The sequence below is a fragment of the Maribacter orientalis genome, assembly GCF_900109345.1.
In the GTDB taxonomy this organism is placed as follows: Bacteria; Bacteroidota; Bacteroidia; order Flavobacteriales; family Flavobacteriaceae; genus Maribacter; species Maribacter orientalis.
The window spans coordinates 147,073-163,491 of record NZ_FNZN01000006.1; the positions used below are offsets into that span (position 1 = coordinate 147,073).

Annotated in this window: 15 protein-coding genes; 4 read left to right on the forward strand and 11 right to left on the reverse strand. The window is 36.1% G+C overall.

All coding sequences use genetic code 11. The features are described 5' to 3' along the window. Positions 1–17: 17 nt before the first annotated feature. The 8 genes from hemB to hemA form a co-directional block, all read right to left on the reverse strand. Complete coding sequence (hemB, locus tag BMY56_RS13825; protein ID WP_091625404.1) at positions 18–1,007, reverse strand: porphobilinogen synthase; 990 nt, start codon at positions 1,005–1,007, stop codon at positions 18–20. Between the two features lie 21 nt (positions 1,008–1,028). Continuing rightward, entirely contained in the window at positions 1,029–1,817 is a 789-nt protein-coding gene (locus tag BMY56_RS13830; RefSeq protein WP_091625406.1) for a PhzF family phenazine biosynthesis protein, read from the reverse strand. A 12-nt stretch (positions 1,818–1,829) separates the two neighbouring features. Continuing rightward, the gene (locus BMY56_RS13835; RefSeq protein ID WP_091625409.1) at positions 1,830–2,774 is read right to left on the reverse strand and encodes a DUF4421 family protein; all 945 of its coding nucleotides are present in this window, start codon (positions 2,772–2,774) and stop codon (positions 1,830–1,832) included. Then, positions 2,765–3,667, reverse strand: a complete 903-nt coding sequence (hemF, locus tag BMY56_RS13840) for an oxygen-dependent coproporphyrinogen oxidase (protein WP_091625412.1) — start codon at positions 3,665–3,667, stop codon at positions 2,765–2,767. Before hemF ends, BMY56_RS13835 begins: the two co-directional genes overlap by 10 nt. Beyond that, complete coding sequence (locus tag BMY56_RS13845) at positions 3,657–4,199, reverse strand: GNAT family N-acetyltransferase (protein WP_091625415.1); 543 nt, start codon at positions 4,197–4,199, stop codon at positions 3,657–3,659. Before BMY56_RS13845 ends, hemF begins: the two co-directional genes overlap by 11 nt. A gap of 54 nt (positions 4,200–4,253) precedes the next feature. Further along, positions 4,254–5,285, reverse strand: a complete 1,032-nt coding sequence (gene hemE / locus BMY56_RS13850; RefSeq protein WP_091625418.1) for a uroporphyrinogen decarboxylase — start codon at positions 5,283–5,285, stop codon at positions 4,254–4,256. 91 nt (positions 5,286–5,376) lie between these two features. Beyond that, positions 5,377–6,957, reverse strand: a complete 1,581-nt coding sequence (hemC, locus tag BMY56_RS13855) for a hydroxymethylbilane synthase (protein WP_091625421.1) — start codon at positions 6,955–6,957, stop codon at positions 5,377–5,379. Then, the gene (hemA, locus tag BMY56_RS13860) at positions 6,954–8,210 is read right to left on the reverse strand and encodes a glutamyl-tRNA reductase (RefSeq protein WP_091625423.1); all 1,257 of its coding nucleotides are present in this window, start codon (positions 8,208–8,210) and stop codon (positions 6,954–6,956) included. Before hemA ends, hemC begins: the two co-directional genes overlap by 4 nt. 191 nt (positions 8,211–8,401) lie before the next feature. On the opposite strand from hemA, the gene BMY56_RS13865 reads away from it, so the two are divergent. Then, positions 8,402–9,292: a helix-turn-helix transcriptional regulator gene (locus BMY56_RS13865; protein WP_091625426.1), complete on the forward strand. Its 891-nt coding sequence runs from the start codon at positions 8,402–8,404 to the stop codon at positions 9,290–9,292. 8 nt (positions 9,293–9,300) lie between these two features. On the opposite strand, the gene BMY56_RS13870 is transcribed toward BMY56_RS13865, so the two are convergent. Next, positions 9,301–10,143: an N-acetylmuramoyl-L-alanine amidase-like domain-containing protein gene (locus tag BMY56_RS13870; protein ID WP_091625428.1), complete on the reverse strand. Its 843-nt coding sequence runs from the start codon at positions 10,141–10,143 to the stop codon at positions 9,301–9,303. 9 nt (positions 10,144–10,152) lie between these two features. Beyond that, positions 10,153–11,217, reverse strand: a complete 1,065-nt coding sequence (locus tag BMY56_RS13875) for a mechanosensitive ion channel family protein (RefSeq protein WP_091625431.1) — start codon at positions 11,215–11,217, stop codon at positions 10,153–10,155. A 166-nt stretch (positions 11,218–11,383) separates the two neighbouring features. Between BMY56_RS13875 and hemH the strand changes: the two genes are divergently transcribed. From hemH to BMY56_RS13890, 3 genes are all read left to right on the forward strand, one after another. Beyond that, complete coding sequence (gene hemH / locus BMY56_RS13880) at positions 11,384–12,427, forward strand: ferrochelatase (RefSeq protein WP_091625532.1); 1,044 nt, start codon at positions 11,384–11,386, stop codon at positions 12,425–12,427. A gap of 40 nt (positions 12,428–12,467) precedes the next feature. Next, positions 12,468–13,259: a DUF3050 domain-containing protein gene (locus tag BMY56_RS13885; RefSeq protein WP_245737227.1), complete on the forward strand. Its 792-nt coding sequence runs from the start codon at positions 12,468–12,470 to the stop codon at positions 13,257–13,259. Positions 13,260–13,320: 61 nt separating this feature from the next. Then, a complete protein-coding gene (locus BMY56_RS13890) occupies positions 13,321–14,709 on the forward strand; it encodes an MATE family efflux transporter (RefSeq protein ID WP_091625436.1) in 1,389 nt (462 codons plus the stop codon). 204 nt (positions 14,710–14,913) lie between these two features. Here BMY56_RS13890 and BMY56_RS13895 read toward each other — a convergent pair whose 3' ends face one another. Continuing rightward, entirely contained in the window at positions 14,914–16,218 is a 1,305-nt protein-coding gene (locus BMY56_RS13895) for an alpha/beta hydrolase family protein (protein WP_091625439.1), read from the reverse strand. Between the last annotated feature and the right edge of the window lie 201 nt (positions 16,219–16,419).

A 16,419-nucleotide genomic window follows, 5' to 3' on the forward strand; every position in this document is an offset into this window, starting at 1 on the left:
AAAAAGCGGTCAAATAATTATCCCATAATCCGTATTACATCTTTCGCAAAGTAACTTGCGATGACATTGGCGCCAGCTCTTTTGATAGCAGTTAATTGTTCCATAACTACGGCATCGTGATTTAACCAACCTTTTTCTGCCGCTGCTTTTACCATAGCGTATTCACCAGATACTTGATAAACAGCAACAGGAACATCTACCTCATTCTTTATTTCGCGAACGATATCTAAATAGCATAAACCTGGTTTTACCATTACAATATCTGCTCCTTCTTCAATATCCATCTGAGTTTCTCTAATAGCTTCAAAGCGATTAGCAAAATCCATTTGATAAGTACTTTTATCTTTGGGTACGTTTTTAATATCTACAGGGGCAGAGTCTAAAGCATCTCTAAATGGACCATAAAATGCACTAGCGTATTTTGCACTATATGCCATAATTCCTGTATTTATATATCCTTCATCTTCTAAGGCTTCACGAATACTTAAAATACGGCCATCCATCATATCACTTGGAGCTACAAAATCAGCTCCCGCTTTCGCGTGCGATATGCTCATCTCTGCTAGAACTTCAACGCTTTCATCATTTAATATTTGTCCATTAGAAACAATACCGTCATGACCATATGAGGAATAGGGGTCAAGGGCGACATCGGTCATCACCAACATATCAGGGCAAGTATTTTTAACCGTTTTTATTGCCATTTGCATCAAACCATTCTCATTCAATGCTTCTGAACCGCTGTTGTCCTTTAAATTATCAGGAACTTTTACAAATAATAAAACGGAGTGCAAACCCATTTTCCAAAGTTCTTTCACTTCTTTTGTTAAATTGTCGAGGCTGAGGCGGTAATAGTTGGGCATTGAGGCGATTTCCTCTTTTATCCCCTTACCTTCTACCACGAAAAGGGGAACTAAAAAATCACTTGGACTAATTATGGTTTCACGCACCATATTGCGTACAGCTTCTGAGCTTCTTAATCTTCTATTTCTTATAAGTGGGTACATACTTGATTATTATTTTATATTTTATATTTCAATTTCACCAATTAAATAGCAAACCGCATTTCCAGATATCTTTACACGATTACCCAAATACTCACATTGTATATTTCCACCTCGTTGAGATAGTTGCTTGGCGGTTAGCTTTGTTTTATTACATACCTTGGACCAATATGGGGTTAAAGTGGTATGAGCAGAACCTGTTACGGGATCTTCTGGAATACCGCATTGAGGTGCGAAAAAGCGAGATACGAAATCAACATCAGTTCCTTTTGCCGAAACAATTACACCTCTGCAATCCAATTCATTTAATAAATGGAAATTGGGTTGCATAGCCTCAATTTCTTCTTGAGAGTTATAGATTAGTAAATAGTCGGTTTTTCCTTTATACGTCTCTAGCGGTTGCCTTCCTATGGCTTTGGAAATATCAATTTGCTCGGAGACCTTTATGAGATCATCCGTAGGAAAATCCATAGTTATGAGTCCTGTTTCATCTCTTTGAACCAATAATTCACCGCTTCGTGGTGAAATAAACCGAAGGGTATGTTTATTGTAATCGTAGTAATTGTAAAGAACAAAAGCAGTAGCTAAAGTGGCATGACCACATAAATCCACTTCTATTTCTGGCGTAAACCAACGAAGCTCGTAATAGTTGTCTTTAAATACGGCAAAGGCAGTTTCAGCTAAGTTGTTTTCAGCTGCTATTTTTTGCATCAATTCAGCATCTAACCACGTATCAAGAATACAAACCGCTGCAGGATTTCCACAAAATAATTTCGAGGTAAAGGCATCAATTTGATATATTTTTTGTGTCATAGGATGTTCATATCAATCTATACCAAATTTACGACTTATCTCATCTGCTTTGGCAATCCATTTTTTGGGTGCGTTAAATCGATATCCCACATAGAATTCAAGAAAACTAATAGAATCATCTAAAACAAAATTTTCGGCAGAAGTATGTGTTAGAAGTTGTGTGTTAATGTTTACACCACTGAAAAAGTTTTCTGAGTTGTATCCACCGGTTAATCTGAAAATTAGTTGGGCAAGTCCATCCAAGGAAGTCTTTCCTTGAGATTTAGAAAGATTAAATCCCAAACCACCTGTTGCACCAGCTGAAAGGATATAGTTTTTTTCAAACACCCAGTTGTAATAATACCCCGGTCCAACGGCCATTTTAAAAGAATGTTCCAGTTGATTTTCTATGATGGGATCTTCAAGTTTGAACTTGGTGTAATAATAAGAGATACTAGGTATAAAACTGCCTACACTTTCTTTTTGCCATTCATTTTGAAAGCCTATAGCGCGAAAAGAAAAATCAGGATTAAATATATAGCTAGATGTTCCGCCAATTTTGAACGTTTTTAAATCATCTATAGGCAAGGTTAATTCTTGTGTTCTAATGAAGAATCCTTTTTGCTTATATATGTCTACCGTCTGCATATATTGACCAAAAAACGTTCTTATGTTGAACGTAATTAGTTTAGAATCACCATTGTCTTTATTCTCCGATAAAAAATTAGGAGCGTAACCAAAATCAACTTCTAAAAAACGGAATAGGATCGATAGGCCTAAATAGCTTTTGTCATTCGGTATAAACTCCGTTTTATTGCGCGTTATCTTATCTCTAAGCGTAAAACTATTGGAAGTGGTCTGTAAGGATAGTCGAAGGGTGACTTTGTCGGGAAAGGCCTCTTTATAGGTAGAATTTTGGGCACTAGAGAACTCTGTAAAACATAATAAGCTCAGTAAAAGTATTACTCTTAAACCCATTCTTTAGGTTTCATTAATACATTCAATAGTCGTTCTTCTTCACTGCCTTTCTCAGGTTGGTGATCGTAACGCCATTGTACATGCGGAGGAAGGCTCATCAAGATACTTTCAATTCTACCGTTGGTCTTTAGTCCGAACAAAGTTCCTTTGTCGTGAACTAAATTGAACTCTACATATCTTCCTCGTCTAATTTCTTGCCAATCTCTTTGTTCCTTGGTGTAGTCCAAGTCTTTTCTTTTTGTAACAATCGGTACATAAGAGCTTAAAAAGCTATTGCCTACTTCGGTAACAAAGTTGTACCAGTTTTGCATAGTCATTTCTTCAGTTGCCTTGCAATAGTCAAAAAACAATCCGCCAATTCCACGGGCTTCATTTCTATGAGCATTCCAGAAATATTCATCGCAACGTTTTTTATAAGTATTGTAAAAAGTAGCGTTGTGTCTGTCGCAGGCTGTTTTGCATACGCTATGAAAATGAACGGCATCTTCATCAAACAAATAATACGGGGTTAAATCTTGACCACCACCAAACCATTGGTCAACAATTTCACCATCATTTCCATACAATTCAAAATAACGCCAATTTGCATGAACCGTAGGTACCATTGGGTTCTTGGGATGTAGTACCAAACTTAATCCGCAAGCGAAAAATTTGCCATCTTCCACGCGAAAATAAGCCTTCATACTATCAGGAAGTTCACCATGTACGCCAGATATATTAACTCCACCCTTCTCGAATACGGCCCCATTTTCAATAACCCTTGTGCGACCACCACCACCTTCTGCGCGTACCCATATATCTTCTTTAAAGGCTGCTTTTCCATCGACTTCCTCTAATTTAGAAGTAATGACATCTTGTAGTTGTTCTATGTAGGCGTAAAATTTATCTTTCATTCTCTAAGACGTAAAGTTCCATATCTAACGGGTCTTCGTTAGGTGGAGTGTGTTCTTTTGCTAATGTTTCTTTCCAAAGATAACCACAATTTTCTGCTACCTTAATACTTCCAATGTTCGATTTGTGAACTATTATTCTAAGTCGTTTTAAATGTTGTTCTTTAAATCCCCATTCTGAAATAGTTTTAACGGCTTCTGACGTATAACCTTTTTCTTTGCATGGATATGCTATGCAATAAGCAACTTCAGCTTCTTTAGTTGCTCTTTTTAATTCTTTGAGATAGACCAGACCTATGATTTTTCTGTGTTCTGGTTCTTTGAGCGTAAACAAATACTCTCTACCGGAAAGAAACTCTGATGCCTTGCCTAAAACAAAGATATTAGATAATGTAGGATTCAAATTTGCAGCAACGGTTTTAGGAAAGTACCGTTTTATATAATCTGCATTTGAACATACGAAGTCGCATAACCGCCACCCATCTCTTTCTGAAATCGGGTTTATTTCAAAATCTTGTTGTTGAAATGAATCCATAGTGTTCTTATAATTTCGGCTATACGTTATGTATTTCCGTAATGGTAAGTAATACTACGCTTGCTTGTATTCTTTTACGGCATCAATAAATGCCTTTGCATTTTCTACGGGTACATTTGGTAAAATTCCGTGACCTAGGTTTACAACATAACTGTCCTTACCAAATTCATTGATCATTTGGTGTACCATCTTTTTAATTACAGCTGGTGGAGATAACAAACGGGCAGGGTCAAAATTACCTTGCAATGTTATTTTTCCACCACTTAAATAGCGAGCGTTTCTTGCGGAACATGTCCAATCTACACCAAGTGCAGAGGCGCCAGATTTTGCCATATCGCCTAAGGCGAACCAACATCCTTTACCGAAAACTATAACCGGGGTTTCGTCTTTTAAAGCATCGATAATTTGTTGAATGTACTGCCATGAGAATTCTTGGTAATCTGTAGGTGACAACATGCCGCCCCATGAATCAAATACTTGTACGGCATTCACACCCGCAGCTACTTTAGCTTTTAGATATGCAATAGTAGTATCTGTTATTTTCTGCAGTAATTCATGTGCAACAACAGGTTGTGTAAAGCACAATTCTTTAGCCATATCGAACGTTTTACTTCCTTGACCTTGTACACAGTAGCATAGAATAGTCCAAGGGGAACCTGCAAAACCAATTAATGGGACGTCATCGTTTAATTTCTCCTTGGTAGCTTTTATAGCTTCCATTACGTAACCTAACGTTTCATGAACATCTGGCACGATTACGCTATCTAAATCCTTTTGAGTGCGAATAGGATTCGGTAAATACGGACCAAAATTCGGTTTCATTTCCACATGAATGTTCATTGCCTGTGGAATCACCAAAATATCACTGAATAAAATAGCGGCATCCATTCCGTATCTGCGAATAGGCTGTACGGTTATTTCCGATGCCAATTCAGGGGTCTGACAACGAGTAAAGAAGTCATACTTCTCTTTAATCGCCATAAATTCTGGTAAATATCTACCAGCTTGACGCATCATCCAAACAGGAGGTCTTTCTACAGTTTCACCTTTTAAGGCTTTTAAGAATAAGTCGTTTTTTAAACTCATAGGTTCTCTTTATTCATCTTTGCGAGAAGCTTTTAATGTTTAGCTACGCTCGTAAATTCAATAATTTTATATTTAGCCAACAGCCCAAAGGCTAATCCTTATAATCTTGGTTTACTAAATCTATAACACTTTCTACGGTAGGTATTTTAGCAACTTTTACTTCTTTGAAGTGTTCCCTAGCGGCTTTTGCCGTAGTTTCACCAATACAATAGGCTACTTTGTCAGCTGAGTTTTCCTTTAAGAAACTTTCTACATTTGACGGGCTATAGAACATGATACCTTTTACGGTTTCTGGTATCGATTTGCCAGATAGTTTAGTTCTATATGCCTCAATTGCATTTACGGTGATATTGTTTTCCTCTAATATACTTGGTAACTCATCTAGACTTAAATTACCATGAAAATAGGTAACCTCTGAACCATCTATAAATTCTACTAGATGGTTAGCTAAATCTTTAGCGTTGTTTTCATAATGCGTTACCTTACCGAACTTATTTTTTATAAATCGACGTGTTTTTCTACCAACACAATAGATATTTTCGAAATCAAGCTCAACAGCGCTGCTACTTGTTAAAACAGCTTCAACAGCATTTTTACTAGTGAACACGACGTTTTTGTGTTTCTTCTTTAAAACAATCGGCGAAATTCGGTTCGAACTAATCTTTATAAAATCATCTGAATCTGCGTTTACCGAAATGTTAAGTAGAAGTTGCTGTGGCGGAGTCAATTTCTTGGTAGAAAAGATGTTTATTTCGAAACCGGCATTAGCCAATTCCGTCATTAACCTTTTACCACCTCTGGCTAGAATACTTTTAGCACAGTCTATTCCTAAATTTTTGTGTTTTCCTAAAGGTGCAGTTAATTCTGCCTCTAGCTTTTTGCTTCCGTCAACATTAAGTAGAACGCCTTTAAGGGTGACAATATTTTCTTTATTAATGTAAGATAAAGCTCCAATTGGAGCACTACAACCGCCTTCTAATTCTCTAAGAAACTCTCTTTCAAGAGTTACACAAGTATCCGTTTCCTCGTGGTTTAACTGTGCACATGCCTCACGAATTTCTTCATCATCTTCCATGGCAACCACCATAATTGCACCTTGGGCAGGAGCAGGAAGCATCCATGTAAGTCCTATTGTATTTTCAGGCTCTAAACCAATACGATCTAAACCGGCAGCGGCAAATATGGCGCCGTTCCATTCATTATTGTATAGTTTATCTAATCTACTGTTTACGTTCCCTCTTAAATCAACAATAGTGTGCGTCGGGTATCTATTCAGCCATTGCGCTTGTCTACGTAAACTTCCTGTTGCAATAACGGCATTACGAGATCCTAAAAACTCCTCGTTATCTTTAAATGCCATGATGTCCATGTAATTACCGCGTTTTAAAACAGCAGCTTTAACAATACCCTTTGGAAGTGCCGTAGGAACATCTTTCATTGAGTGAACAGCGATGTCGATGTCTCCATTGAGCATGGCTACATCCAAAGTTTTTGTAAAAATACCAGTTATGCCCAACTCATAAAGAGGTTTATCTAAGACTAAATCTCCTGTTGATTTTACAGGAACTAATTTAACGATATGCCCTAAAGCTTGTAATTGGTCCTTAACGGTATTTGCCTGCCATAACGCTAATTCGCTATCGCGTGTTCCTAATCGTATTACTTTACTCATTTTTCGTCCAATTCTAATTGAAATACTTTTTGGATAAATTCTAAACTTGAATTGGAATCTACCGAGTCATCCTTAAGATGATTTGCAAATTGTGTAGTTATTTTTTGAATAATGCGATTTGTAATGACATCTGCCTGATCTGCGTTGAAATTGACCGTTTTCTTAGATTGATAGTCAAGCTCTTCATCTTTCATGGTCTTCAGCTTTTTCTTCAATGCTTTTATAACAGGGGCAAATTTTCGGGTTTCTAACCACTGATTAAAATCGTATTTCACCTCTTCGTTTATAGCTTCTGCCTCCGGAATAAATTGTTTTCTGCGCTCTAAAGTTTCATCGGTCATTTGAGATAAATGATCTAAATGAATTACGGTTACGTTTTCCATATCAGAAATGGCATCGTCCACATTTTTAGGGACTGAAAGGTCTAATATCAATAGAGGCTTATTCGTATAAATTAATTCTTTGGTAATCGTAGGCTTTTGTGCACCTGTAGCAACCACTAAAATATCCGATTTTCTTATTTCTGATTGTAAATCGCCATAATCTTTCACCATTAGGTTGAATTTACCAGCAATTTGCTCGGCTTTACCTTTAGTTCTATTGATTAAGGTGATATGTGGATTCTTGGTGTGCTTAATTAAATTTTCACACGTATTACGACCTATTTTTCCTGTACCGAATAAAAGAATATTCTTCTCGGATACATTTTTAACATTGCGTAAAATATATTGAACGGATGCAAAGGCGACAGACGTAGCTCCCGAGGAAATTTCGGTTTCATTCTTTATACGCTTGCTTGCCTGTATAATGCTGTTGCATAGACGTTCTATAAAAGGATTGGCAATCCCCAATTCTTTTGAACGCTTAAAACTTTGCTTTAATTGACTAATAATTTCAAAATCCCCAAGAATTTGACTATCTAATCCAGTACCTACTCTAAACAGATGATTAATAGCTTCTTTATTTTTATACACATAGGCAACTTCTTGAAACGCTTCAACGGTTCCGTTCGAATGGTCACATAATAATTTTATAAGTTGAAAAGGATGTTGGGCGAATCCGTGCAATTCAGTCCGGTTACAAGTAGATGTCGCTAATAGGCCATCAATTCCTTGATTCTTCGCTTCGATTAAAAGTTTGTTGACTGCAACTTCATCTAAACTAAATTTACCACGTGCCACGGCATCAGCCTTTTTATAGTTAAGGCCAATTGTGTAAAAGGAGTTGTGTTTAGAAATATGGTAGTCCTTCATAAAGCGGATACAAAAGTATGGCTGTCAATCTAATAAAAATAACGCTTGCGGTACAATTAGTGTCGTCTGCAGAATTTTTGGATGAAAAATGATATTTATCAGTTTAATAGCATAATTTTATAGGGTTGTCAGACAAATGCTAATCATTTATTTAGATGCTTTCTAAATAGATATAAAACTTTTTCAAGAAAATGGAAGTTAAAAATAACGCTCAAAGGTCATATGATGAAGTTATGATTGAAGACGGATTTTATGTGCTAAAATTTCAGAATGAGGAATATGTTAATGTTAGCTATTCTCGTGAAATAAATAAAAAATTTATCCAATTTCATTTTTGTTTGAAGGGTAAAGGTACATTTTCATTTAATCAAGGTAGTTATAGTTTAAATGTTACAGAAGAGAACTCTTTGTTGCTGTATAACACACAGTTAGACCTTCCACTTAATTTAGAATTGGAGCCAAAATCTTCCATAGTTTCGGTGGTAATGACCTTGCGAAAATTTCATTCTCTATTTACTGCAGAAGCTGATTATATTCCTTTTCTAAGTACAGATAATAAAGAGAAGAAGTATTACGCTCAAGAACCTTTCTCGCCATCTATAGCGGTTATTTTGAGTCAGATCATTAATTACAATCTGCATCCATCTATAAAAGCATTATACGTAAAAGGTAAGATTTACGAATTAATCGCTTTGTATTTTAATAGGAGTCCGAATGCAGATATTGAGCAATGTCCTTATCTAGCGGATGAAGAAAATGTTAAGAAAATTAAACGAGCTAAAGATATCATTCTTGCAAATATGGCCGAGCCACCTACATTGACAGTACTAGCGAGTGAAGTCGGACTAAGCTTAAAGCGTTTGAAAGAAGGTTTTAAGCAAATTTATGGAGATTCTGTTTACAGTTTTTTATTCGACCATAAAATGGACTATGCAAAACGTCTATTGGAGACCGGACAATACAACGTAAATGAAATAGGTTTAAAGGTTGGATATAGTACCGCAAGCCATTTTATAGCTGCTTTCAAAAAAAAATACAATACTACCCCTAAAAAATACTTGTTGGCACTGGTAGGAAATTAGCATAAAAGTTAAAGTGGTCTGGCCACCATAATGCCTGTATTACTTTTTATTCCTTTTAAATACTCGGCCAAAGGTTTTTTAGAAACTTCAACTTCCATCGAACCAGTAGAGGCATGAAGTAAATGAATTCTACCATCTTTTTCTCGTGTTGCAATACCTGTATGTGTAACATCTAGTCCATTTATTGAAGTGGCTAAAGCGATAATATCACCAGATTGAATTAGGTCCTCGTTTTCAGCAATTTTATCTTGTGCTAAAACACATATCGCCTGACTATTTAAATAATTTTCTGAAGCCTTTATTTTATCGAAATTTGCTTCATCTGCCAAAAAAGGATATAAATCTCTGTGAGTACTCATAAAATTAATATCCTTGGTGATTTCTCTTCCACCAATTTCTCCGGTAATATCTTTCAGAATTCCTTTTTCGGCATTGTTGGCTATCCATTCTGAGAAGTAGTGTAGACGTGAAGCATATCCATCCAATTCACCATCTTTATAACGTATAACTTCTAGGTTTTTAATGAAGGTATTAAATGAAGGGTCTTTTTGTCTTAGTAACTTGGAAAATGCTAAAACGTTTTCTACAAAAGTGGTGCAATCTAAGCCTTGTAGGTTCACGACTAAGGTTTCAGTATCACCAATTTCCAACGTTTTGGCCACGTATGGTGTTTTCATAAAAGTTTTACCAACAGATACTATTGTGCTTCCAAAGTCGGGCTGTAGCAATCTGTCAATTGCCTCTATTTTTTCTTCAACTGCCTCTTTGTCTTTTGTGGAACAGGTAATTTGTTGGGAGAATCCCAACTGAGAGTTAATAAGTATTATAATTAGTAGTAAGAATTGTCGCATTTTATAAAATTATAAATTATTACCTTCTTTTGAATTGTTTTCTATTTGTACTCTAGTTCGAACAATACTCTCAGGATAATTTTCCTGTAAAAAAGTAATGAGTTTTTCACGTACAAAAACACGTAAATCCCAAAGTGTAGAAGCGTCTTGAGCACTGACCATTGCCCTTATCTCAACACAAGTGGGCTTTGAATCCGTTACTTGTATGTTTTGATTAGCTCCATCCCATAAATCAGTAGTTTTCAAAACACGTTCCAGTTCTTTTCTAAGGGCATCAAAAGAAACTCTATAATCGGTGTATAAATATATAGTGCCTAGTAGGTCGGCCGATTTCTTCGTCCAATTTTGAAAGGGCTTCTCAATAAAATAAGAGGTGGGTACAATCAGTCTCCTTTTGTCCCAAATATTGACAACCACATAGGTTAATGTAATTTCTTCGATTCTACCCCATTCACTTTCAACAATGACCACATCGTCAATTTTTATAGGTTGAGCTATAGCAATTTGTATTCCCGCTAAAATACTCGCAATCATTTTTTGAGCAGAAAGACCTACAATGATACCTGCAACCCCAGCGGAGGCAAAAATACTAACACCGATTTCGCGTATGCTCTCAAAACTCATAAGTGCGATACTTACCCCTATGATGATGATGACGAAAATAATTATGCGCTCTAAAATATTAAATTGGGTATAAACCTTACGTGCCCTGTAATTATCGACTGAATTTACATCGTAATTTTTAATGATTTTCCTCTTTGTAATTTTCAGGCCAATTATTAGTAGCCAGGTAAAGGCAAAAATTATAGAAATAGTACTGATCTTACTAAGTAGATAGGTGACCTCTTCAAAACCCAAAAGGTTATGAAACGTTTTAATTCGAATTGCAATGGCAATAAATATGATAAAGATGGGCTTTGTGATATTTTTAATATCTTCTTTATCAAGAAGATACTTAGGATTTTTACCTAATCTTCTTAATAATTTAACAGTAATTAATTGAAGCAATAATAATACTAAGATTGCACCAAAGATATAAGCTAAGAGTATTGGATTATTGGTTAAATTTTGCATTCAGTATTGCTTTCGTGTGGAAAGAACAAATTTAGGCATTTAATAATGCAAATAGGAAAGGTTAAACACTATCAACTTTACTTATGCATTGATTTGAAACTTTTTTGGGTTCACAAATGTGGGTAATATTACTTGTGTTATTTTTGCCATTGGAAAATTAAACGCTATGAAAGGAGTATTATTGGTCAATTTGGGTTCGCCGGAAAGTCCTACCGCAAAAGATGTAAAGCCGTATTTGGATGAATTTTTAATGGATGAAAGGGTAATCGATGCCCCTAAATGGTTACGGACGTTCCTTGTAAAGGGGATTATTCTACAAACCAGACCAAAGAAATCAGCTAAAGCCTATGCTAAAATTTGGTGGGATGAAGGTTCGCCGCTAATAGTGCTATCTGAACGCTTTGCCAATAAAGTACAACAACACACAAAAATGCCGGTTGCGTTAGGAATGCGATATGGCAAAATGACCATTAAAAATGCGTTGCAAGAATTAAAGGATAAAGGAGTTGATGAGGTTCTTTTGGTTCCATTATATCCACACTACGCTATGTCTAGCTTTGAGACAGTGGTGGTAAAGGTTTTGGAGGAGCAACAGCAATATTTTCCAGAAATGGGAGTAACTACGCTACCTGCTTTTTATAAAAATGCAGATTATATACAAGCTCTCTCAGAAAGTATTATTGATGGATTAAAGGATTTCGAATATGACCACATATTGTTTTCATATCACGGTATCCCTGAACGTCATATTCGCAAGAGTGACCCAACTCGTTTTCACTGTAAAATAGATGGTAGTTGTTGCAAGATTAACTCAGTAGCACATAATACCTGCTATAGACATCAAGTTTATGATACTACAGAAATGGTTAAGGCGTATTTAGGATTGCCTGAAGAACAAGTTAGTTCTTCTTTTCAATCTCGTTTAGCCGGTGACCCTTGGTTAAAACCGTATACGGATTTTGAATTTGTACGTTTAGCCAAGGAAGGCAAAAAACGCCTAGCAGTCATTACTCCTGCTTTTGTAAGTGATTGTTTAGAAACCTTAGAGGAAATAGCCATGGAGGGTAAAGAACAGTTTATGGAAGCTGGTGGAGAAGACTATAAGCATATACCTTGTATGAATGATAATGAAGCATGGGTGAAGGTGATGGCCAAATGGGTCAATGATTGGGAGGCTACTGGTGAATTAGCTGTTACGCCAAGCACCTAGTCAAATAAATTGATTTATCTATTTTAAGAAAATGGGTGCTATGAAAATAGAAGAATTAGAAGCTACCTTATTACCCTTAAGGGAGCAGTTAAAAAATCATAGTCTATATGGGGAATTATCCTCTGTAACAGATATTAAGGTGTTCATGGAAAACCATGTTTATGCCGTATGGGATTTTATGTCGCTCTTAAAAGGATTGCAGATACACTTGACCTGTACTACTTTACCATGGAAACCTGTCAAGAATACAAATACGGCCCGGTTTATTAATGAAATTGTGTTGGAAGAGGAAAGTGATCGAAATGAAGAGGGAGTTTTTAAAAGTCATTTCGAAATGTATTTGGATGCCATGGCGGAAGTCGGTGCGGATACTTCAAAAATGACCGACTTCTTAGAAAGGATTACCCGGTTAGAAAGCGTTTTGGAAGTTATTGAAACTTCAGTGTTGAACGATGCCTTAAAAGATTTTTTAAAATTTACTTTTGAAGTGGTTCAAACTCATGAACCACATATTATTGCTGCTGCATTTACATTTGGTAGGGAAGAACTTATACCGGATATGTTCCTTAAAATCATTGATAGATCTGATAATAAAGGGGATAACAGTTTTTCGAAATTGGATTATTACTTGCGCCGTCATATAGAATTGGATGGCGATGACCATGGACCCTTATCCCTAAAAATGATTCAGGAGCTTTGTGATACTGATGAGCGCAAATGGCAAGAGGTGGCGGAATGTTCGCAAAAGGCCTTGTCAAAAAGAATCGGTTTGTGGAACTATATTGCTCAAGAAATCCAAAAAAGCAAGGTCAGTAAACAGGTGATGGCTTAATACCATTGTATATTCTTAATGAATAGTACCACATTACAGTAACCTAAAATAAAACTAAAAAATGGCAAACGTTTCCGCTGAACAATTAGGCTCGGAATCTATCTCAAGTTTGCTTATTAAACAAGCGTTACCTGCCAGTATTGGTATTTTGGTAATGTCTCTCAATGTTTTGGTAGATTCTATCTTTGTAGGTAATTGGATCGGTTCAATCGCCATTGCCGCAATAAACGTGGTATTGCCGGTTTCTTTTTTCATAGGAGCATTGGGAATGGCAATCGGTATTGGTGGAGCAAGTATTATTTCAAGGGCATTAGGGGCAAATAATAAAGACAAGGCCTTACGAACTTTTGGTAACCAAATTAGCTTTACGTTATTAGTTACTATAATCATGGTTGTGTTAGGGCTCACCTATGTAGATAGCCTTATTCCAGCTTTTGGTGGTAAAGGGTCCATTTTTGAAATGGCTAAAATCTACTATGTAATCGTTTTGTATGGCGTACCACTTCTAGCTCTAAATATGATGGGGAATGCGGTTATAAGGGCAGAAGGCAAACCTAAGTTCGCTATGATTGCGATGATTATCCCATCCATAGGAAATTTAGTGATGGATTATCTTTTTATCAATGTATTGGATTATGGTATGGAAGGTGCTGCTTGGGCAACCACTATTAGCTACTTTTTATGCTTTAGTTACATTCTGTATTTTTTTCTATCCAAACATTCAGAACTAAAGCTGAATTTGCAATATTTCCGTATCAATTTTTCTATTTTAAAGGAAATTAGTTCACTTGGTTTCGTGACCTTATCTAGACAAGCAGTGGTTAGTATTATTTACTTGTTGATGAATAATATACTTTTTGATTTAGGAGGCGAAGCCATGGTAGCAGTATATGCCATAATCGGTAGAATGTTGATGTTTGCTCTTTTTCCAGTTTTTGGGGTCACACAAGGATTTTTACCTATTGCCGGATTCAATTATGGAGCTGGAAAATATGATAGGGTAAAAGAATCTATCTATACCGCCATAAAATTTGCAGCAATATTGGCGACCATAGTGTTCACCGGACTGATGATTTTCCCTGCTGAGATTGCGGGACTTTTTCTTAGTCATAAACCAGGTATGAGCGAGTTGGAAATTGCTACAAATGCCTTTGTTTTAGAGAATACGCCTTCTGCCATGCGTTGGGTATTTGCCGCTACACCAATTATTGCGCTACAATTAATTGGTGCTGCCTATTTTCAAGCAATAGGTAAAGCCGTGCCAGCATTGTTACTTACATTATGCCGACAAGGATTTTTCTTTATCCCGCTCATTCTCATTTTGCCAAATTATTTAGGTGAATTAGGGGTTTGGATCTCTTTTCCTATTGCAGATGTATTAGCTACCATTGTTACCGGTTATTATTTACATAAAGAGATAAATAGAACATTAGTTTCTAAAAAAATCTAGTAGAACCAAACCCAATAAAAAATCATACGAAAGTAGCTTTAGAAACACTAAAGAACACATGTATGATTTTTATTTTATCATAGCTTATTGCCGTTGCTATCTTTTTTTGGTCTGTAAACTAAAGGAGTTGATAGTCAATCAGAATACCTATATGGAATTGCTAAAACAAGAAGCTATAAGGTCGCCAGATTAAAGACAAAGAAATTAGTTGGTTGGGTTAGCATGTAACAACTCCATTCCGGTGGAAGACCTTGGTTTAAATCCTGTCCAATCTTTTTCGTTCGAATTTTCTTGTACTTCTAGAAACTTAGAATTTTCTTGATTTTTTAGGTGCTTTCCAAGAAATGCGGTTACAAAATGTTGATTGATGTTATTTATTTTACGTTGATCCCAGGAAGGTTCCGCATACCTGAAATACTCATCTATATGCAAACCTGGCGCTAGCGCCTCTGCTGGGGGAGGATTTGGCGCTACGTTATGTCGTGCATTTTTGTAGGTTAACATAAAACGGTCTGCATTTACTGCTCCTTCATAGATCGCTTTTATTCCTTTTTCATAACCAGAAATATCATCTTGACTACCGGCTACAAAGAATGTCGGGGTTTTTAATCCCTTTAATCCTTCGGCATCCCAAACACCTCGTTCCATTCCCCATGGGGCAAAGGCAACAATAGCTTTAATTCTGTCGTCAGTTAGTTTTTTATACTCTTCATTATTAGCCGTATTAACAGAAATAGCAGTGCTACCTCCTGTCATTCCTGCAAAAAATCCCATAAGTGCTTCGCTATATCCTGCGCCGCCAACATTAAGAACGCCATAACCTCCCATAGAATATCCGATTATGGCTGTGTTATTTGCATCAACTAAACCCTCCAAGTTGCTTTTGGAACCTTGAGCTCCTAATTTTTCCATTTCGTTTATGACAAAGCGAATATCTTTTGGTCTATTTAAAAGAGTACTTTGAAATGCATTGGCGTCTTTAAAAGTAGAATCGGTATGACCTATAGCTGCTACAATATATCCTTTAGATGCTAAGTTTTCGGTCAAATAAGTCATTAAATAGCGTGAGCCAACATAACCATGTGATACTACCACTAAAGGAAATTTAGTGCCGGTTTTCGGCTGTGCATCTCTGTATGCTCTCCCCTTAAAAGTAAACGGAGTTAATGGTCTTAGGGTATCACCGGCAGTTCCCATTACTTCGTTGTAAATTACAGTATTAGCATTCTCACCTATATTTGCAGGATACCAAACTTCTATGGTAATGGGTCTGTTATATACAGGGTCTTTTCCTTCCTTTGAGTTTAAAATATCAACTTGATCTTTGTTGACAAGATTTATGGTTTGTACACCAACTTTAAACTCACCTCTTGCACTAAGTTCTGGGGCATCGGGCATCGGATCTCCGTATAAAAAGTCATGTGTTTGAGCATTTATCGAAGTAATGGCAAACCCGTTTAAAAGAAATGCTATTAGTGATAAAGAAAGTAATAGTGGTCTAATTTTCATAATTGTTAGTTTGTTCGTTTAAATATAGGAATACTTTAAATATTGATTGCATTTTTTCAATTTTGTTGAAGTGTTTCCTTTAGTTGTTATTCTGACTATTAAAAAGCGAAGCATAGAACAAAAAGCTTGAATATATTAAATAGAGTTTTTAGAACATCTTTTGAAGATTAATGATATAAACTATATATGGATTGATAATTT